This window comes from Amycolatopsis taiwanensis DSM 45107 (assembly GCF_000519205.1).
GTDB lineage: Bacteria > Actinomycetota > Actinomycetes > Mycobacteriales > Pseudonocardiaceae > Amycolatopsis_E > Amycolatopsis_E taiwanensis.
In genome coordinates, this window is sequence record NZ_JAFB01000029.1 from 93,970 (window position 1) to 111,893 (window position 17,924).

Consider the following 17,924-nt stretch of genomic DNA (forward strand, 5'->3'; position numbering starts at 1 on the left):
CCGCCTACGGTTGCGAAATGGTCGAACGTGTTACCCCGCGGGTTCCCCGCGACCGGCAGCTCACCGGTCGCCAGCGCGCGCTGCTGGCCGAACTGGAGGAGCTGTTCCTCGCGGAGGGCTTTCTCGGGTTCACGCTCGACGAGTTGGCCGCGAAGACGCGGTGTTCGAAGTCCACGCTCTACGCGTTGGCGCCGAGTAAGGAACAACTCGCTGTCCACGTCGTGACGCGGTTCTTCAAGGGCGCCGCGGACATGCTCGAAGACCGCATCGCCGGGCTCACCGACGCACGCGAGATCATCGGCGAGTACCTGGCCGGGATTTCCGAGTACCTCAACCGGGCTTCGGCCGAGTTCATGCGTGACATCGGTGATTTCGCGCCCGCGCGGGCGGCGTACGAGATGAACAGCCGGGCCGCCGCCGGGCGGATCCGCGAGTTCATCAAGCAAGGCGTGGGGGACGGCGTGTTCCGGGAGGTGCACGCCACGCTGATCGCCGAGATGGCCGGGCTGCTCGTCGAGAGCATCCAGACCGGGGTGCTCGGCGCGCGGACCGGGGTCTCCGACGCCGAGGCATTCACGGCGCTCGCGGAGCTGCTCCTGGGAGGGCTGGCCACCCGCTGACCGATCTCCTGGCATGATCGATCCGCCGTGGATTCGAATGCAGGCTGGAACGAGGCACCAATGTCGGAGAACGGCTACACCGCCAGTAATGGCTCCCGGACCCTGCTCGAGAGCCTGAAAGGCGGTTGAGACGTGACCGGCTCCCTGTTGACGACGCTGGAGTCGTTGCGTGGCCCGTTGACCGGGTACTGCTATCGCATTCTCGGCGCCTCCGGCGAGGTCGACGATGCTGTGCAGGAGACGATGCTGCGGGCGTTCCGGGCACTCGACCGTTATGACCCGGAACGAGCGGGGCTGTCGACGTGGGTCTACCGAATCGCCACGAACGTCTGCCTGGACATGGTGCGGAGCGCCCAACGGCGGGCGTTGCCGTGGGATCTGGGGCCGGCGGCGAGCGGTGACGGCCTGGGCGTCCCGCTTCCGCCCACGCACTGGGTGGAGCCGTTGGCGGACTCGCGGCTGGCCGGCACCGCCGACCCGGCGGACCTCGCGGTGCGACACGAGACGCTGCGGTTGGCGTTCATCACCGCGCTCCAATGGCTGCCGCCACGTCAGCGGGTCGTGCTGGTGCTGCGGGATGTCCTCGGATTCACCGCCGTGGAGGCTGCCGAGGTCATGGATACGTCGGTCGCGGCGGCGAACAGCGCACTGCAGCGAGCCCGGGCGACGCTGGAGGAGCACCGGCCGCGTCCCGCGGACGCGCCGGATCCGGACGACGTGGCTCAGCGCGACCTTCTGAAGCGCTACGTGCATGCTTTCGAGGCACACGACGTCGACGAGTTGGTCGGCGTGCTGGCCGACGACGTGCGGTCGGGGATGCCGCCCTTCCTGTGGTGGCTGGACGGGCCCGCTCACCTCGCCACAGTGCTGTCCGAGGGCGGGGATGCCTGCGCCGGGGACCGGTACGTCCTGGGCGAGCCGGCCAACGGGTGCTGGACGCTCGGCCAGTACCGGCCGCACGGGACCGGCGCCCTGTCGCCGTTCGCTCTCCTGGTGCTCGAACTCCGGGGCGACCGGATCAGCGAGATCGTCACGTTCCTGGGCTGGGGTGACCGCTTCGGTGAGTTCGGCCTGCCGGAAGTCCTCGAGAACCGATGAGTCCGGCCGGTCTCGGTCGTACAAGGGACGACACGTCCAACACGACTCGAAGGCGATGTTCATGTCACCGACCGACGCAGACCTGAAGCAGCACATCCACGCCGAGCGAACGCGACTGGCCGACCTGCTCGCCGGACTCCGGGACGAGGACTGGGGCCGTCCGTCCTTGTGCGAGGGGTGGCGGGTGCGGGAAGTCGTCGCGCATATCACGATGCCGTTCCGCATCAATCCGCTCCGGTTCCTACCGGGACTGATCGGTGCCGGGTTCTCCTTCAACCGGTACGCCGACCGGACCGCCCGCAAGGACACCGCTCGCCTGTCCGACGCCGAACTCCTGGCGTCCCTGCGGGCCAACATCACCCACGACTGGCGGCCGCCGGGTGGCGGGTACGCCGGAGCGCTGAGTCACGACACCATCCACGGACTCGACATCACCGAGCCATTGGGCCTGCCCTCGCCCCCGGTCGAGCGGCTGGCCCTCGTGCTGGCGGCCACCAACGCCCGTAGCCTCTCCCACTTCGGTATCGACCTCACCGGCGTCCAGTTGCGGGCCACGGACGCCGACGTACGGCTGGGCGATGGTGAGCCGATCGACCTGCCGGCCAAGGACATCCTGCTGGCCATCTCCGGACGACGTCCCTTCCCGCAGGCCGCTTGACGTAGTTCGCGATCGCGTCTGGAAGAACACAGTGCCGGCGACGCGAAATGTTCCGCTCGAAACCGGTGCTGGCTACCATCACGACCGTGATCGTGGTCGGTGGTGAGGCGCTGGTCGACCTGGTGCCCGGAGATTTCAAGGGGGTCTGGGGGCTTGCCCCCAGTCGGGGTGTGGGGGCTGAGCCCCCACAGGACACAGTGGACAGTGGGCTAAGGGCGCTGGTGCCGAGGCTCGGCGGCGGGCCGTACAACGTGGCGCTGGCAGCGGGCCGGCTCGGAGCGCCCACGGCGTTCCTGTCGCGGATATCCGGCGACCGGTTCGGGCAGGCGTTACGCGAGCGGCTCGCCGCCTCCGAGGTCGCCCTGTCGATGATCCAGCACGGCGACGAGCCGACGACGCTGGCCGTGGTCGCGCTCGACGATCGGGGCTCGGCGAGCTACACCTTCTACACCGAGGGAACCGCCGACCGGCTCTTCGCCGACCCGGGCCCGTTGCCCGCCGAGGTGTCCGTGTTGTCCCTGGGCACCCTCGGCATGGTCCTGGAACCCGGCGCGACCGCATACGAGGCGGTGCTGCGGCGCGAGTCGGCACGCGGGGTGCTCACCGCGCTCGACCCGAACGTCCGCGCGGACCTGATCGCCGATCCGGCCGCCTACCGCGAGCGGTTCGTCTCCTGGCTGCCGGATGTCCGCCTGCTGAAGCTGTCGGACGACGACGCGCTGTGGCTGGCCGCCGGGGGTGAACTGGCCGACGCGGTGAAGACCTGGCTGGACGCCGGTGTCGATGCGGTGGTGCTGACGCACGGTGCCGGCGGGATCACTGTCCACACCGGATCCGCTCCGGTCTCGGTGCCTTCGGCACCCGCCCGAGTGATCGACACGATCGGTGCGGGCGACACCGTGCAGGGGGCACTGCTGGCCTGGTTGCATACTCGAAATGTGCGCCAGCTCACTGAAATATCCCGAGAAGAGTGGCGCGAGGCTCTTGCTTTCGCCGCGAAAGCGGCGTCGATCACAGTCTCGCGCAGTGGTGCGGAGCCTCCGAAGGCTGAGGAAATGATGTGAATCTGATCTCGGGCTTTGCGCTACGTAACACAATGGCTGCGCAGGAGCCGGTGCGTCGACTAGCGTGAGAAGGGAATTCATACCCCAGCGGGGCGGTGTGCGCCGAGGCCATTTTACGGTCACGTGCGAACAAACGGCCGCCTGTGTGACCTGCAGGCGCCGCCGGCCCGTGTGACCGTGAGAGGGACTCGAATGTCCGACGCGACTGCGGCGTCCGGCGGCGGCACGGTAACGCTGCGCTTGCCGACCGGCGAACACGAGCTGAAGGTGGTCAACGCCGTCGAGGGCGCTCCCGGCATCGAACTGGGGAAGCTGCTGGCTTCGACGGGTTACATCACCTACGACCCAGGCTTCGTCAACACCGGGTCCACGGCCTCGGCCATCACGTTCATCGACGGCGACGCGGGCATCCTGCGTTATCGCGGCTATCCCATCGAGCAGCTCGCCGAGCGTTCGAACTTCATCGAGGTCTCCTACCTGCTCATCTACGGTGAGCTGCCGACGGCGACACAGCTCGAGGACTTCACCACCAAGATCCGTCGGCATACCCTGCTGCACGAGGACCTGAAGCGTTTCTTCGACGGCTTCCCGCGGGACGCCCACCCGATGCCCGTGCTGTCCAGCGCGGTGTCCGCGCTGTCGACGTTCTACCAGGACTCGCTCAACCCGTTCGACGAACCGAACGTGGAGCTGTCCACCGTCCGGCTGCTCGCCAAGGTGCCCACGCTCGCCGCCTACGCCTACAAGAAGTCGGTCGGCCAGCCGTTCCTGTACCCGGACAACTCGCTGGGCCTGGTGGAGAACTTCCTGCGGATGACCTTCGGGCTGCCCGCCGAGCCGTACGAGATCGACCCGGAGGTCGCCCGCGCGCTCGACCTGCTGTTCATCCTGCACGCCGACCACGAGCAGAACTGCTCGACCTCGACCGTGCGGCTGGTCGGCTCGTCGGAGGCGAACCTGTTCGCGAGCATCTCGGCCGGCATCATGGCCCTGTTCGGCCCCCTGCACGGCGGGGCGAACAGCGCGGTGCTCGACATGCTGGAGGGCATCAAGGCCGAGGGCGGCGACGTGGCGCGGTTCGTCACTCGGGTGAAGAACAAGGAAAAGGGCGTCCGGCTGATGGGCTTCGGGCACCGGGTCTACAAGAATTACGACCCGCGCGCCAAGATCATCAAGCGCACCGCGGACCAGATCCTCGCCAAGCTCGGAGTCAGTGACCAGCTTCTCGACATCGCGAAAGAACTCGAGGAGACCGCGCTTTCCGACGACTATTTCGTCGAGCGAAAGCTGTACCCGAATGTGGACTTCTACACCGGATTGATCTACCGGGCACTCGGTTTCCCGACGAAGTTCTTCACGGTGCTGTTCGCGCTCGGGCGGCTGCCCGGCTGGATCGCGCACTGGCGCGAGATGATCCAGGACCCGGCCACCAAGATCGGCCGCCCGCGCCAGATCTACACCGGCGAGAAGCCGCGCGAGTACGTCGGTCTCGGCGAGCGCTGACCCGCGTTCGCGATCTCGGGGACAGGGCGCCCACCGACTCCGGCCGGTCGGCGACCTGTCCCCGAGGTCGGAGCACCGCTCGGTCAGCGGCCATTGGTCTCCGGCCACCAGGCCGCAACCGTCGATGACGACAATGCGAGGAGAGACGTGGAAGAGCAAACGCTGCCGGACCAGGTCACCCCCGAAGTGCGGGCCCGCGTTCAGGACAGTTTCGACCGGCAAGGGCTCATGCGTCATCTGGGCGCCCGCATCACGCACATCGCTCCTGGCCGGGTGCATATCACCCTGCCAAGGCGAACGGAACTCTCCCAGCAGCACGGCTACATCCACGCCGGCGCCACCAGCGCCATCGCCGACAGCGCGGGCGGCTACGCGGCCTTCACGCTCTTCCCCGAGAACTCCACGGTGCTCACGGTGGAATACAAGATCAACCTCCTGGCCCCGGCCGCGGGCGAGAGCATCGAGGCGGTGGGAACCGTCCTCAGGTCCGGCCGGACGCTGACGGTATGCCAGCTGCAGGTCTTCAGTCAGGAAGAGGGCCAGAAGACGCTCATCGCCACCGGACAGCAGACCCTCATCTGCCTCGAATCACGGCCGGACCAGTGACGGCCTGTCAGCCGCATGCGCGTCGGCATGAACATCGGGGCGAAGAACGGGTCAGGGAAAGCGCTTTCGCGCTACTGACGTCCGGGCTGCTGGTTGCCTCTGGTTCCCACCGACGAAGCTGAACAACTCGCCGGCGCGAACCTTGACGGAGACACGGTCGAGCGCCCACCGTAGCGTTTGGACACTCGAGCGATCATCAGCTCCGGTTTCCCGGTCAATGCCCGTCTTCCACTTCGTCGTCGGGAAGTTGCCAGCCGAGAACGACCATGGGCGCGGTGCCCCCGATCAGGACGAGCGCACCCAGCAGCACGGCACCTTGGGTGGCTACCTCGGGTTGGTTCCGCATGACCAGCAGGTAGACGATTTCGACCAGCATGAGACAGCCGAGGACGTGATAGCCGATATGGCTCGCCCGGTTCCGCAATTTGCGCTCACGCTCGTCGAGCAATGACGAGAACCCGGAAGACATCCGTCCGGTCAAGGTACGCAGCAGAGAATGCGCGACAGCGACGGCGACCAACGGAACGAACACCAATGACAGGCTGGCCGCATCGAGCTGGCGTGGCCAGACGGCCAGTGGACCGACGACGATGGCTAACTCGGCGATGACGAGAACGGCGACGAGCGCCCGGCGTCGCTGCCTGGTGCGCCAGGACGGCATCCTTTGTGCCCGCTTGCGCTCCCGCGCTTCCAGCTCGGCCAAGAAGCGGTTCTCCCACCACACCCTTATCGCGTTCATCGTTCCCCTTTCCCATAGACCTGAGTGGACAGTGGTGCGAATGGTTCGCGGCTGAATACGGCCTCCACCGGCAGGCCGAACACGGTGCAGAGCCGGAATGCGAGGTCGAGGCTCGGGTAGTGGTCGCCGCGTTCCAGGGCGCCGATGGTCTGCGGGTTCACCTCGACGGCCTCGGCCAGCGCCACGCGGCTCATGCCTCGCTCGGCGCGAAGTACCGAGAGCCGGTTGTAAATCGGTAGCTCTTTGCCACGTCTCACTGGGCTCATACAATGTAGTGTTGCAAAAACCCAACACGTTGGCAAGTCTGGCCAACGTCAAGGTCGTGCGGTCGATCAGGGTCGGAGGGCGCCGTCCAGCTGTTGGGCCAGCTCATCGAGCAGGGACTCGGCCTCGATGCCGGAGGTGGCCGCGCGCAGGGACAGGACGAAGGACTGGATGACCAGGAGCAGCGCCCTGGCCTGGGCCGCGAGGTCGCCGGCGCGAATCGAGCCGTCCTCGCGGCCGGCCCGTAGCAGCGCGGAGATGACCTGCTCACCGAACCGCTGCGTGCGGCCGAGGCGCACCACCACGTAGGGCGCCAGGACCTCGGCGTCCTTGTCGACCACGGCACGCAGCAGCGGGTTCGCGTTGAGCAGGCGTACCGCCGCGACGGCGCTGCGGGTCAGCCGCTCGCGGGCGGTGCGTGCGCTCTCGCCCGCGGCGTCGGCCTCGCGCAGCACCGCGCCGAATTCCCTGGTCATCAGCGCGGACAGGATGCTGCCGACATCGGGGAAACGCCGGTACAGCGTCATCCGGCTTACCCCCGCGGTGCGGGCGATCTCGGCGAGGGTGGTGCGGCGCAGGCCGGCCGCCAGCACACAGGTCCGCGCGGCGTCGAGCAGCAGGTCGTCGGAGACCCGCACCCCGCCCGGCCGTGCCCGGCCATTGGCCGCACCGGCACTCGACGCCGGGGAATCCTCGGACGCGGACGGCGCAAAAGCCCGCTGCGCTTCCTCAGCCATTGCACCCCGCTTTGCCGTTCCGACGACCACGCCCCCTGACGAGCGTGATGTTATCGAAATGGCGAGCGATTTGACCGGTCTTCCGTCATCGTTGAATGACTGAAACGTTGAGTCCGTGCGAAGACGCGGGCACGCCCTTCAACGCCTGGGCGCCGGGATGCGGCAACTCTTCAACCCGCACCGGCCGGCCGTTGACGAGCAACGGCATCCGGGCCGGAGAAGCGCCGACGTAGGCGAATACCTCGGGCAGGCCCATCCAGTGTTTCAAAGTGCACGCGATCGGATTCGGGTAGCCAGGCCGTGACTCCCGCGTGATCCATGCCTTCCGAGGTCGGCGGCCTACCTCCCCAAATCGGAGGCCTCCGGCGCGCGTGCCCGTGGTTACATCGGGCGGAAACACGGACTCTGAGACGTACTTCAGCCCGTCCACGGTGACGGTGGGCCCCGCCGGCCGCGAGGTGCCGAGACGGGCCAGGTGGTAACGCTTCCCACGGCCCTCGCACACGTCGAGCACGGCGAGTTGTTCCGGGGTGGCGAGCCACACGGCGTGCGTTTCGACCACACCCGGCATGGCGGCCAGCGTCGCCGTGCGCTGCCCGTCACGCAGCCGCACACCCGACGCCCACACCGCGGCGATCCCGGTGCACCGGGCGCGCAACACGATCACGTCGCCGCGCAGGCCCAGGTTCTCCCGCAGCCAAGTGATCTTCGACGGACACGCGTTTGAGCCGTAGGCGAGCACGGGGATGCGGCCGTCCACCGCGAGCGGGTCCGGCAACTCGTAGCCGCGGCCGTCGCGGTGCAGGAAGGACCGGTCCGGCCGGACCCCGGGGTAGGGGTCGGCCGGAAAGTCCTCGTCGGTGAACAAATGTTCTTTGCTGGGGCGGGAAGGCAAGACCGCTCAGCCGAACTCGACGACGCTACGGAGCACCTCTCCCTTGTGCATTCGCTCGAAGGCGTGCTCCACCTGGTCGACGCCGATCCGCTCGGTGACGAACTTGTCCAGCGGCAGCCGGCCCTGCAGGTACAGGTCGACCAGCATCGGGAAGTCCCGTGAGGGCAGGCAGTCGCCGTACCACGAGGACTTCAGCGAGCCGCCCCGCGCGAAGAAGTCGATCAGCGGCATGTCGTTCAGGCGCATCTCCGGCGTCGGCACGCCGACCAGCACCACGGTGCCGGCCAGGTCCCGCCCGTAGAAGGCCTGCTTCCAGGTCTCCGGCCGGCCGACCGCGTCGATCACCACGTCGGCGCCGAACGACTCGGTCAGATCCTGGGTGGCCTGGACCACCTCGTCGTGGCTGCGCCCACGGGAGTTGAACGTGTGCGTGGCGCCGAAGTCCTTGGCCCAGGCCAGCTTCCCGTCGTCGGTGTCGATCGCGATGATCGTGCGCGCTCCGGCCAGGTACGCGCCCGCGATGGCCGCGTCGCCGACCCCACCACAGCCGATCACCGCGACCGTGTCGCCGCGGGTGACCGCGCCGGTGTTGATCGCCGCGCCGAGCCCGGCCATCACCCCGCAGCCGAGCAGCCCGGCCGCCGCGGGCTCCGCCTCGGGGTTGACCTTGGTGCACTGCCCGGCGTGCACCAGCGTCTTCTCCAGGAACGCGCCGATGCCCAGCGCCGGGGTGAGCTTGGTGCCGTCGGCCAGGGTCATCGGCTGTGACGCATTGTGCGTGTTGAAGCAGTACCACGGGCGGCCGCGCTTGCAGGCCCGGCAGATGCCGCACACCGCGCGCCAGTTCAGGATGACGAAGTCGCCCGGCGCGACATCGGTGACCCCGTCACCGACCTGCTCGACGTAGCCGGCGGCCTCGTGGCCCAGCAGGAACGGGAACTCGTCGTTGATGCCGCCCTCGCGATAGTGCAGGTCGGTGTGGCAGACCCCGCATGCCCTCACCGAGACCACCGCTTCACCAGGCCCCGGGTCGGGCACGATCACGGTCTCCAATGAGACCGGCTCGCCCTTTGCCCGGGAAACCACTCCCTGTACCTCGTGCGGCATGTGGATCACCTTTCTCGCGCGTGTCGTTGGAGGACGTGTGCGGATAGCGACCTTTGGAGCTTGCCACGGAAACCATGGCGATCGCGATAGCGAGATAGCCCGCATCTTCCTGCATGCTACGCCCGGCCTCAGTCGTTTACGCAGGTCAGCGGGACAGTTCGGCTAAGTGGTGATGATGTAGGCGATGCCGCCCGAGCCGTCCGCGACCGACCCGGAGTCCGTGTAGCGCTTGGTGCGCAGCCAGACCTTCTCGAACTGTGCACGCTTGTACACGCTTCGCACGTCCTTGTCGCGGGCAGGGTCGTTGACGATCACGTCGCCGTCCTCGGTGAACCCGACGACCACCATGATGTGACCGGCGGTGCCGTACCCGGCGCCGTCGAGTTCGCTCGCGAGGAACGACTGTGACGTGATCACCGGAATTCCGCGGGCGATGTAGCCCTCGACGTCGGCGAGCGAACGCAGCCGCGTGATGTGCCCGTGCAGCCCGAACTTCGCCGCATAGGCCGTGTTGAACGGCCAGTTCCCGGTGCCTTCGTAGGCGTGGTCGTAGGTGTAGCGGGCCGCGTAGGCGACGGTGCGGTCGGGGTATCCGGCGGGAATCCACGACATGTCCGCCTCGCTGGGCCGCCGGCCCCAGTATTCGACGACCATCTCCGTCGATGTCGGGCTGCACCAGTTTTCGCCGCCACCGCCGTACTCCGGAAACCGTCCTTTGTGGAGGTTCTGCGCGTAGGCGGGCACCGGCAGTTCGATTCCGGTGGCCCTGCCCGGTTTGGCCGCCGGAACGTCGAACCGGTCGGGGATGGCCGAGGTCATCGCGCCGATCCGGATGACGGCCGGGGCATCGTGGCAGCCTTCCTCGCGGTAGAGGTTGACCCGCAGGTGATACGAGCGCAACGTCACGCCGGGTTTCATCTCCAGCGTGTCCACGTCCACCGTCGCGTTCGCGTCGTCCTGCCCGCCGACGCTCGTGCGCTGGATGTCGGTGTCGCCGCTGGCCCACCGGCCCAGCACGTACCAGGCGGTCCGTACGCCGTTGTTGGTCCAGCCCTGCGCTTCGACCTCGATCCAGGTCCCCTCCGGGGTCCGCGCGTTCCACGACGCGATCAGCTGGGTCGCGTCGAAACCCTGCTGCCGGACCGGAGTGGTCCACCGGGCGTAGGAGTAGGTCTTGCCGGAGTAGTCGACGATGCCGGCTTTGCCGATCCACAGCCCGCCGGGCGTGGCGAACTCGTGGTAGTCGACGGGCGCGGTCTGGGCTTCGGCGGGCAGGGCGGTCACCGTCGCCATCATGGCGACAGCACCCCCGCCGAGCAAGCGCTGCACCACCCAGCACCCCGGGCTACCAAGCGTCTGACCCCGCAACTAACCCCTCTGACCCCGAGCTGGGGACACAGCTTCCTGGACCGGGGACACGCCAAGCCCGGCGTGTCCCCGGCTCAGGCGCGCGAGTTCCCGGTTCAGACGCGCGAGTTCCCGGTTCAGGCGCGCGTGTCCCCGGTTCAGGATCGCGTGTGTTCCCGGTTCGGGCGCGTGTGTTCCCGGTCCAGCCCCGGCGTGTCCCCGGTTCGGGCGCGTGTGTTCCCGGTTCAGGCGCGCGGTCACGCGTCTGAACCCGCGACTCAGGTGCGTGAAGCCCGAACTCAGGTGCCTGAAGCCAGAATTCGCCGTCCCCAACCCAGAATTCGGCCTCCCGAACCGGGGACACAGCTTCCTGAACCGGGGACACGCCAAGCCCGGCGTGTCCCCGGCTCAGGCGGGCGAGTTCCCGGTTCAGGATCGCGTGTTCCCGGTTCAGGTGCGCGTGTTCTCGGTTCAGGCGGGCGAGTTCCCGGTTCAGGCGGGCGTGCTCCTGGTTCGGGTGCGTGTGTCCTGCGCTAGAAGTGGGTTACATCGAGCTTGCCTTCGGCGTAGGAGCCCCGCAGGCGCTTCTTGTCGAACTTGCCGACGCTGGTCTTGGGCACTTCGTCGATGAACGTCCAATGCTCCGGAAGCTGCCACTTCGCGACCTGGGCGGCCAGGAAATCACGCAGCTCGGCGGCGGTCACCGATTTACCCTCGGCCGGCACCACCGCCACCAGCGGGCGCTCGTCCCATTTCTCGTCCGGCACCCCGATCACCGCCGCCTCGGCCACCGCGGGATGGCTCATCACGAGGTTTTCCAGGTCCACCGAGGAGATCCACTCGCCGCCGGACTTGATCACGTCCTTGGCCCGGTCGGTGAGGGTGAGGAACCCGTCGGGACTGATCTTGCCCACGTCCCCGGTGCGCAGCCAGCCGTCGTGGAACTTCTCCGGGTCGACGTCCGCGCCGCCGTAGTACGACGCCGCGACCCACGGACCCTGGACCTCCAGTTCGCCCACGGATTCGTTGTCCCAAGGCAGTTCCTGACCCGCATCGCCGATCAGGCGGGCGCGCACCGAAGCCGGGAACCGGCCCTGGGTGTAGCGATACGCCCAGACCTGCTCGCCGGTGGCCTGTACCGGTGGCCGCGCGACGCTACCCAGCGGTGAGGTCTCGGTCATACCCCAGGCGTGCACGATGGGCACGTCGTGACGTTCCTCGAACGCATGCATCAGCGAGGGCGGGGCAGCCGAGCCGCCGACGATGACCTCCCGCAGATGCGAGATGTCCTGTGGATTGGTTTCGAGATGGTGGAGCAGGCCCTGCCAGATGGTCGGCACCGCGCCCGCGAGGGTGGGTTTCTCGGCGGCGAGCATCCGGGCGACCGGCTCCGGTTGCAGGAACCGGTCCGGCAGGAGCAGTGACGCGCCGACCATGATCGCGGCGTAAGGCAATCCCCACGCCATCGCGTGGAACATCGGCACGATCGCCAGCGCCTTGTCACTCTGGGCGAGCGCCATGCTGTCGGTCATGCACACCTGCATCGAGTGCAGCCAGATCGACCGGTGCGAGTAGACGACGCCCTTCGGGTCCCCGGTGGTCCCGGACGTGTAGCACATCGCGGCGGCCCACCGTTCCTCCACCGACGGCCAGTCGAAGGTGTCCGGCTGGGCGGTCAGAACCTCGTCGTAGGCGTGCACCTCGACGCCGCGGGGTGCCTCCAGCGCGCCGGGGTCGCCGTTCGCGACGAGCACGTGCTTGACGGTTTCCATCGCGGGCAGGTGCCGGGACAGCAGCGGCGCGAGGGACCCGTCGACCAGGACGACCTCGTCCTCGGCGTGGTTGGCGATGTAGACCAGTTGTTCGGGGAAGAGCCGGACGTTGAGGGTGTGCAGCACGGCACCCATCGCCGGGACTGCCAAGTAGGCGGCGAGGTGCTCGGTGTTGTTCCACATGAAGGTGCCGACGCGCTGGTCACCGGTGATGCCGAGTGCGCGCAGCGCGTTGGCGAGCCGTGCGGCGTGCCGGCCGAGTTCGGCGTAGCTCTCGCGTCGCGCTTCTGAACCGGTCCAGGTGATGGCTTCGCTGGCCCCGTGGACGTGGCAGCCGTGGCGGAGCAGGTTGGCCAGGGACAGTTGTCCGTCCTGCATCGTGCTCAACATTGAGGAACTCCCGCGGGCTCTCAGGTATGAAATTCGTCACCGCAGACTCTAGATCGGGACCCCTCGACCGGGCGAGTGCGCGCGTGTCGATTTCCGGCATCGGCCCAGGTGGCGTTTACTGGGGCCGTGGACCCGACGGTCTGGCCAGCGCTTGCTCGGGCAAGCACGCTGGGAGTCGGGTCACGCCGCGAAAGCGGGACAGCCGATAGAGGAAGGACTAGTACGTTGGCTCTGCCTACGTTGACCCCGGAGCAGCGCGCGGAGGCCCTGGCCAAGGCGGCCGAGGCCCGGAAGGCGCGCTCCGAGTTGCTCGCGTCGATCAAATCCGGCAAGCAGAGCATCGACAAGGTGCTTCTGAAGGCGAAGGAGGACAAGACCATTGGTAAGACGAAGGTGACGCAGCTGCTCAAGGCGGTACCCGGCCTGGGCGCGGTCAAGGTGGCGGCGTTGCTGGAGCAGGCCGGTATCGACCCGGACCGGCGTGCCGCGGGCCTGGGCGACCGTCAGCGCGAAGCCCTCATCGACGCCCTCAAGTAACTCGGAATTTCTGCTTATGAGTGGAAAGTGTTGCCCTGGCGACACTTTCCACTCGCAGGCCGGACACGAACCCGTGCCCGGGGGAGAATGTCCGTATGGATGCAGGAGAACTGCTCGCGGACTATCACCCCGGTGACTTTTTCTTCGGCACCGACCGGCACACGATCTACGGATCAGGTTCTCACCGGACTTTCACCGGAACCGATGCCGTATACCTCAGCGATGCCGTCTCCGCTGCCTTGAGTGAGATGAGTGACCCGTTACTGTCGAAATCCGGTAGGAACGGGCCACTCATGCACTCCGAGCCTGGTCCGCGGCTCGCGGTCGGTGTGCTTCCCTTCGACACCGAGGCCGCTCCCGGGCACATCGTGCTGCCTGAAACCTCGTATGTGACCGGGCCTGCGCGGGCCGGGTCGCGCGAAGCCGTCGCGGCGCCGGTCGCGGTGCGCGCGGTGCCCGAGCCGGTGCGCCACGTGGAGGCCGTGGCCAGAGCGATCAAGACGCTCGGCGACCGTGGGATGCGCAAGGTCGTCCTGGCCCGGGCGCTGGATCTCGACTTCGATTCCGACGTCCCGTTGCGCGCCATCCTGCGCAATCTCGTGGCCGACGGCGCGGGCCGCTACATCTTCGCCGCGGGCCTGCCGGGTGGCCGGACCCTGGCCGGAGCCACGCCTGAACTGCTGCTTTCCCGGTACGGCGGACGGGTGGTCTCGCATCCGCACGCGGGTTCGGCGCCCCGCTCGGCGGACCCGGTGACCGATCGGGAAAACGCGGAAACCCTCGCCTCCTCCCGCAAGGACCACATCGAGCATGCGGTGCTGACCGAGGCGGTTGTGGAGACGCTGCGGCCGTTCTGCCGCCGCCTCGACGTGCCCCGCAAGCCCTCGCTCGTCTCGACGCCCACCATTTGGCACCTCGGCACCGTCGTCACCGGTGAGCTGGTCGACCCGGACGTCACCGCGCTGCGCCTGGCCGCCGCCCTGCACCCGACCCCGGCCATCTGCGGCTCGCCCACCGCCGAGGCCCGGCGGCTGGTCAACGAGCTGGAGCCGTTCGACCGGGGCTACTACGCGGGCACGGTCGGCTGGATGGACGCCCAGGGCGACGGCGAATGGGCGGTATCGATTCGCTGCGCCGAGGCCGGGCCGCGGTCGCTGCGGTTGTACGCGGGCGGCGGCATCGTCCCGGCCTCCGATCCCAAGGCCGAACTCGACGAGACTTCCGCCAAGTTCCAGACCCTGTTGCGCGCAATGGGCCTCGACCTCTGAGCGCGACGGTTACGCGGGGGCATCCCAGCGTTGCTCGGTCACCTTGATTTCGTCGGCGGTCAGCACGGCGATCGCGGCGCGGTAGCCCTCGCCCGGTTCGAGGTCGGCCAGCCGGGTCGTCTCGGGCCGCAGCGCGGCGTCGGCCGACGCGACGAGCCGGGCCGGTTCTCCCGGACCGGAAAGTGTCATGCTCGTCAACGGGATCTTCAGTCCCCGCCCGGTCGCCTTCATCAGCGCTTCCTTGCGGGTCCAGTACCGGAAGAACGCCTGGACGCGCTCCTCGCCCGCCAACCCGGCCAGGTCCGCCTGCTCGGTTTCGTTGAGCGAGTAGGAGATCAGCGAATCGTCCGCGCCGCGGCCGGTGGTCTCGACATCGAGGCCGACCGGCGTGTCCGTGGTGACCGCGAGACCGATCCGGTCGCCGGAGTGCGAGATGGAAAACCGTGCGCCCGCGATTCTCGGCCGGCCGTGCGGCTTGCCGCAGTCCTCGCAGGTCGCGTCGAACTTCATCGCCTCGGGTGGACGGCCGAGGAACTCGCCGACGACGGTCTTCGCCAGGACCCGCCCGGTGAGGAACCGGCGCCGGTCGATTTCCTGGCGGTAGGCGTGATAGCGGTCCTGCTCCAGTGGATCCAGCAGGTCCAGGTAGCGCGGTTCAACCGGCAGCGGAAGCGCCCACCAAACGCCACATTCGATCACGCTGCCCAACTTACCTACTGACGCGAGTCCCACAATCCCGTAGCGCGTGTTCCACCTTCCGGTCGCCGTGAACGTGGGACTCGCGTGACGGGAGTGTGGGACTCGCGTGACGGGAACGTGGGACTCGCGCGTCGGGAGTGTGGGACTCGCGTGTCGGGAGTGTGGGACTCGCGCGACGGGAGCGTGGGACTCGCGTGGGTTGTGTCGTTTCCGGCCGGTAAGTACCGTGAACTAAGCGAGCGCTTAGTCACGGGAGCGGCGGCCCAGGTGCGCTCGAGCCGCGACCGAATGGGAGGTCCGATGGTCGACTTCAGCCTGAGCACCGAGGAGCGCGAGGTCCGCGACTGGGTGCGCACGTTCGTCCAGCGTGAACTGATGCCGCTGGAGCCGGAGGTCCTCCGGCGGGAACGCCGTGGCGAGCCCGGCCTGCCCGCCGAGGAACTCACGGCGTTGCAGCTCAAGGCGAAGGAGTCCGGGTTCTGGGGCGTGCAGACACCCGAGGAATACGGCGGCATGGGGCTCTCCGCCGTGCTGACCGCGCTGCTGGAAGCCGAGTTGGGCAAGACGTTCGTGCCGTTCCGGTTCGGCGGCCAGGCGGACAACATCCTGTACTACGCCAACGAGGAGCAGAAGGAGCGCTACCTCCTGCCGACCATCTCGGGCGAGCGGAAGTCGTGCTTCGCGATCACCGAGCCCGGCGCCGGCTCGGACGCCAAGGCGATCCGGACCTCGGCGCGCAAGGACGGTGCCGACTGGATCATCAACGGCGAGAAGACCTTCATCACCGGCGGCAACGAGGCCGACTTCGTCATGGTCTTCGCGGTGACCGACCCGGCCAAGGGCGCCGATGGCGGGGTGACCTGCTTCCTCGTCGACCGCGACCTGGGCTGGAAGTCCGAACCCATCGACACCATGGGCGAATGGGGCCCGGCCTCGCTGGTGTTCTCCGACGTCCGGGTGCCCGAGACGCAGATCCTCGGCGAGCTGGGCCAGGGCTTCACCCTGGCCATGCAGTGGATCGGGCGGGGCCGGTACCTGCTGCCCGCACGGGCCATCGGCTCCTGCGAGCGATTGATCTCGATGGCGATCGAGTACGCGAACACGCGGGAGACCTTCGGCGCGCCGATCGCCACCCGGCAGGCGATCCAGTGGCTGATCGCCGATTCCGGGGTCGAACTCGAAGCGTTGCGCTGGCTGGTGTTGCACGCGGCGTGGCAGGTGGACTCGGGCATGGACTCACGCCACGCCCAGTCCGTCGCGAAGCTCTATGGCGGGCAGAAGGCGAACGAGATCGTCGACCGGGTCCTGCAGATCCATGGCGGCATGGGCTACACCCGTGAGCTGCCGATCGAGCGCTGGTATCGCGAGCTGCGCCTGCTGCGCATCTACGAGGGTACGGACGAGATCCAGCGCCGGACGATCGCGCGCAACCTGCTCAAGGGGCACGTCAAGGTCAGTGGCGTGCTGGGCTGACGCCTGCCTCCCGCACGGCTCTCGCTCCGGCGTGGGGCCGTAATACTTACGGTTATCGATCGAAATCGGACTGTAACGAACGTCCAAACCTTTGTAGGGTTGGTAACCAACGAATGTGACCTAGCCTACATCGGTGCGGCGAAACGGGCCGTGCGGAAGGAACTTCGTACGTGACCGGATTCTTGACGCGCCGCCTCGTGAACTACCTCGTGCTGTGCCTTATCGCCACCTTCCTGGCGTACACGCTGGCCTCGCTGACCTTCCATCCGCTCGACGTGCTGCTGACCCGGAACCCGCCGCCGTCGGCGGAAACGCTCGCCGCCAAGGCACACGACCTGCACCTCGACGAACCGGTGCCGGCGCGGTACTTCAGCTGGCTGGGCGGGGTGCTGCACGGGGACTTCGGGCAGACGATCGACGGTGCCCCGATCACCAGCGAGTTGGGCCGCCGCGTCGGGGTGAGCCTGCGGCTGTTCCTGCTCGGCACCGTGATCGGCATCGTGGTCGGGGTGCTGGCCGGCGTGATCGGCGCGATCCGCCAGTACCGGTTCAGCGACTACCTGGTCACCATTGCATCGTTCGTCATCCTGTCCACCCCCGTGTTCCTGCTCGGCCTGTTGCTCAAGCAGGGCGCGCTGCAGATCAACCAGGCCGCGGGGAGCAACGTACTCCAGTTCACGGGGGAGACGACGCCGAATTTCACCGGTGGCTTCTGGGCGTCGGTCGGCGACCGGGTTCGCCATCTCATCGTGCCGACGCTGACCATCGCGCTCGGTCAAATCGCGCTCTATTCCCGGTATCAGCGCAGCGCGATGCTCGACGTGCTCGGTTCCGACTTCCTGCGCACCGCCAGGGCCAAGGGCCTCACCCGGCGAAAAGCACTGTTCAAACATGGCATGCGGACCGCGTTGATCCCGATGGCCACGCTGTTCGCATTCGGTTTCGGCACGTTGATCACGGGTGGGGTGTTCACCGAGAACCTGTTCAGCTGGTACGGCATGGGAGATTGGCTGGTGTACGGGATCGGTCAGCAGGACACCAACATAACCGCGACGGTCACGCTGTTCGTGGCGGTTTGCATTCTCGTCTCCGGCTGGTTGTCGGACGTGTTGTATTCCGCCCTCGACCCGAGGGTGCGGGTGTAGCG

The 17,924-nt window shown here is 67.9% G+C and carries 18 protein-coding genes; 10 read left to right on the plus strand and 8 right to left on the minus strand.

Annotated features, from left to right (window positions below):
* Positions 1-17: 17 nt before the first annotated feature.
* The 6 genes from A3CU_RS0123295 to A3CU_RS0123320 all read left to right on the plus strand — a co-directional run bounded on the left by A3CU_RS0123295 (position 18) and on the right by A3CU_RS0123320 (position 5,549).
* Positions 18-620, plus strand: a complete 603-nt coding sequence (locus A3CU_RS0123295; protein WP_027944340.1) for a TetR/AcrR family transcriptional regulator — start codon at positions 18-20, stop codon at positions 618-620.
* A 132-nt stretch (positions 621-752) separates the two neighbouring features.
* Complete coding sequence (locus A3CU_RS0123300) at positions 753-1,718, plus strand: RNA polymerase subunit sigma-70 (protein WP_027944341.1); 966 nt, start codon at positions 753-755, stop codon at positions 1,716-1,718.
* A 61-nt stretch (positions 1,719-1,779) separates the two neighbouring features.
* On the plus strand, positions 1,780-2,376 hold the full coding sequence (locus A3CU_RS0123305) for a maleylpyruvate isomerase family mycothiol-dependent enzyme (protein WP_027944342.1): 597 nt from the start codon (positions 1,780-1,782) through the stop codon (positions 2,374-2,376).
* An 86-nt stretch (positions 2,377-2,462) separates the two neighbouring features.
* A complete protein-coding gene (locus A3CU_RS0123310) occupies positions 2,463-3,440 on the plus strand; it encodes a carbohydrate kinase family protein (RefSeq protein WP_027944343.1) in 978 nt (325 codons plus the stop codon).
* A gap of 192 nt (positions 3,441-3,632) precedes the next feature.
* Entirely contained in the window at positions 3,633-4,943 is a 1,311-nt protein-coding gene (locus tag A3CU_RS0123315) for a citrate synthase (RefSeq protein WP_043842209.1), read from the plus strand.
* 147 nt (positions 4,944-5,090) lie between these two features.
* Complete coding sequence (locus A3CU_RS0123320; protein WP_027944345.1) at positions 5,091-5,549, plus strand: PaaI family thioesterase; 459 nt, start codon at positions 5,091-5,093, stop codon at positions 5,547-5,549.
* A gap of 214 nt (positions 5,550-5,763) precedes the next feature.
* Here the strand turns inward: A3CU_RS0123320 and A3CU_RS0123325 are convergent, their stop codons facing one another.
* The 7 genes from A3CU_RS0123325 to A3CU_RS0123355 all read right to left on the minus strand — a co-directional run bounded on the left by A3CU_RS0123325 (position 5,764) and on the right by A3CU_RS0123355 (position 12,800).
* Entirely contained in the window at positions 5,764-6,288 is a 525-nt protein-coding gene (locus tag A3CU_RS0123325) for a DUF2178 domain-containing protein (RefSeq protein WP_027944346.1), read from the minus strand.
* A complete protein-coding gene (locus tag A3CU_RS0123330) occupies positions 6,285-6,554 on the minus strand; it encodes a helix-turn-helix transcriptional regulator (RefSeq protein WP_027944347.1) in 270 nt (89 codons plus the stop codon). Before A3CU_RS0123330 ends, A3CU_RS0123325 begins: the two co-directional genes overlap by 4 nt.
* A 66-nt stretch (positions 6,555-6,620) precedes the next feature.
* Positions 6,621-7,289, minus strand: a complete 669-nt coding sequence (locus A3CU_RS46230; RefSeq protein ID WP_052372024.1) for a TetR/AcrR family transcriptional regulator — start codon at positions 7,287-7,289, stop codon at positions 6,621-6,623.
* Positions 7,290-7,374: 85 nt separating this feature from the next.
* Positions 7,375-8,157: a hypothetical protein gene (locus A3CU_RS55730; RefSeq protein WP_052372026.1), complete on the minus strand. Its 783-nt coding sequence runs from the start codon at positions 8,155-8,157 to the stop codon at positions 7,375-7,377.
* A gap of 33 nt (positions 8,158-8,190) precedes the next feature.
* Positions 8,191-9,291: an S-(hydroxymethyl)mycothiol dehydrogenase gene (locus A3CU_RS0123345; RefSeq protein ID WP_027944349.1), complete on the minus strand. Its 1,101-nt coding sequence runs from the start codon at positions 9,289-9,291 to the stop codon at positions 8,191-8,193.
* A gap of 162 nt (positions 9,292-9,453) precedes the next feature.
* Positions 9,454-10,587, minus strand: a complete 1,134-nt coding sequence (locus A3CU_RS0123350; protein ID WP_084143625.1) for a C39 family peptidase — start codon at positions 10,585-10,587, stop codon at positions 9,454-9,456.
* Positions 10,588-11,171: 584 nt separating this feature from the next.
* Entirely contained in the window at positions 11,172-12,800 is a 1,629-nt protein-coding gene (locus tag A3CU_RS0123355) for a long-chain fatty acid--CoA ligase (RefSeq protein WP_027944351.1), read from the minus strand.
* A gap of 225 nt (positions 12,801-13,025) precedes the next feature.
* Here A3CU_RS0123355 and mihF point away from each other — a divergent pair, with 225 nt between their 5' ends.
* Together mihF and A3CU_RS0123365 are read left to right on the plus strand one after the other, a co-directional pair.
* Positions 13,026-13,337 carry an integration host factor, actinobacterial type gene (gene mihF / locus A3CU_RS0123360; protein ID WP_027944352.1) on the plus strand — a complete coding sequence of 104 codons (312 nt, stop codon included), beginning with the start codon at positions 13,026-13,028 and terminating at the stop codon, positions 13,335-13,337.
* A 95-nt stretch (positions 13,338-13,432) separates the two neighbouring features.
* Positions 13,433-14,605 (plus strand): isochorismate synthase, encoded by a 1,173-nt coding sequence (locus A3CU_RS0123365; protein WP_027944353.1) that lies wholly within the window; start codon positions 13,433-13,435, stop codon positions 14,603-14,605.
* A gap of 9 nt (positions 14,606-14,614) precedes the next feature.
* Here the strand turns inward: A3CU_RS0123365 and A3CU_RS0123370 are convergent, their stop codons facing one another.
* On the minus strand, positions 14,615-15,304 hold the full coding sequence (locus A3CU_RS0123370) for a 4'-phosphopantetheinyl transferase family protein (RefSeq protein WP_027944354.1): 690 nt from the start codon (positions 15,302-15,304) through the stop codon (positions 14,615-14,617).
* Positions 15,305-15,604: 300 nt separating this feature from the next.
* On the opposite strand from A3CU_RS0123370, the gene A3CU_RS0123375 reads away from it, so the two are divergent.
* The gene (locus tag A3CU_RS0123375; protein ID WP_027944355.1) at positions 15,605-16,777 is read left to right on the plus strand and encodes an acyl-CoA dehydrogenase family protein; all 1,173 of its coding nucleotides are present in this window, start codon (positions 15,605-15,607) and stop codon (positions 16,775-16,777) included.
* A 170-nt stretch (positions 16,778-16,947) separates the two neighbouring features.
* Positions 16,948-17,922: an ABC transporter permease gene (locus A3CU_RS0123380; RefSeq protein ID WP_027944356.1), complete on the plus strand. Its 975-nt coding sequence runs from the start codon at positions 16,948-16,950 to the stop codon at positions 17,920-17,922.
* The last annotated feature ends 2 nt before the right edge of the window (positions 17,923-17,924 follow it).

Excerpts from the sequence above, each read along its gene's own strand:
- A3CU_RS0123295 (WP_027944340.1), top strand. The coding sequence starts at position 18 with ATGGTCGAACGTGTTACCCCGCGGGTTCCCCGCGACCGGCAGCTCACC.
- A3CU_RS0123305 (WP_027944342.1), top strand. The coding sequence starts at position 1,780 with ATGTCACCGACCGACGCAGACCTGAAGCAGCACATCCACGCCGAGCGA.
- A3CU_RS0123315 (WP_043842209.1), top strand. The coding sequence starts at position 3,633 with ATGTCCGACGCGACTGCGGCGTCCGGCGGCGGCACGGTAACGCTGCGC.
- A3CU_RS0123325 (WP_027944346.1), bottom strand. The coding sequence starts at position 6,288 with ATGAACGCGATAAGGGTGTGGTGGGAGAACCGCTTCTTGGCCGAGCTG.
- A3CU_RS0123330 (WP_027944347.1), bottom strand. The coding sequence starts at position 6,554 with ATGAGCCCAGTGAGACGTGGCAAAGAGCTACCGATTTACAACCGGCTC.
- A3CU_RS46230 (WP_052372024.1), bottom strand. The coding sequence starts at position 7,289 with ATGGCTGAGGAAGCGCAGCGGGCTTTTGCGCCGTCCGCGTCCGAGGAT.
- A3CU_RS0123345 (WP_027944349.1), bottom strand. The coding sequence starts at position 9,291 with ATGCCGCACGAGGTACAGGGAGTGGTTTCCCGGGCAAAGGGCGAGCCG.
- A3CU_RS0123350 (WP_084143625.1), bottom strand. The coding sequence starts at position 10,587 with ATGATGGCGACGGTGACCGCCCTGCCCGCCGAAGCCCAGACCGCGCCC.
- A3CU_RS0123355 (WP_027944351.1), bottom strand. The coding sequence starts at position 12,800 with ATGTTGAGCACGATGCAGGACGGACAACTGTCCCTGGCCAACCTGCTC.
- A3CU_RS0123365 (WP_027944353.1), top strand. The coding sequence starts at position 13,433 with ATGGATGCAGGAGAACTGCTCGCGGACTATCACCCCGGTGACTTTTTC.
- A3CU_RS0123375 (WP_027944355.1), top strand. The coding sequence starts at position 15,605 with ATGGTCGACTTCAGCCTGAGCACCGAGGAGCGCGAGGTCCGCGACTGG.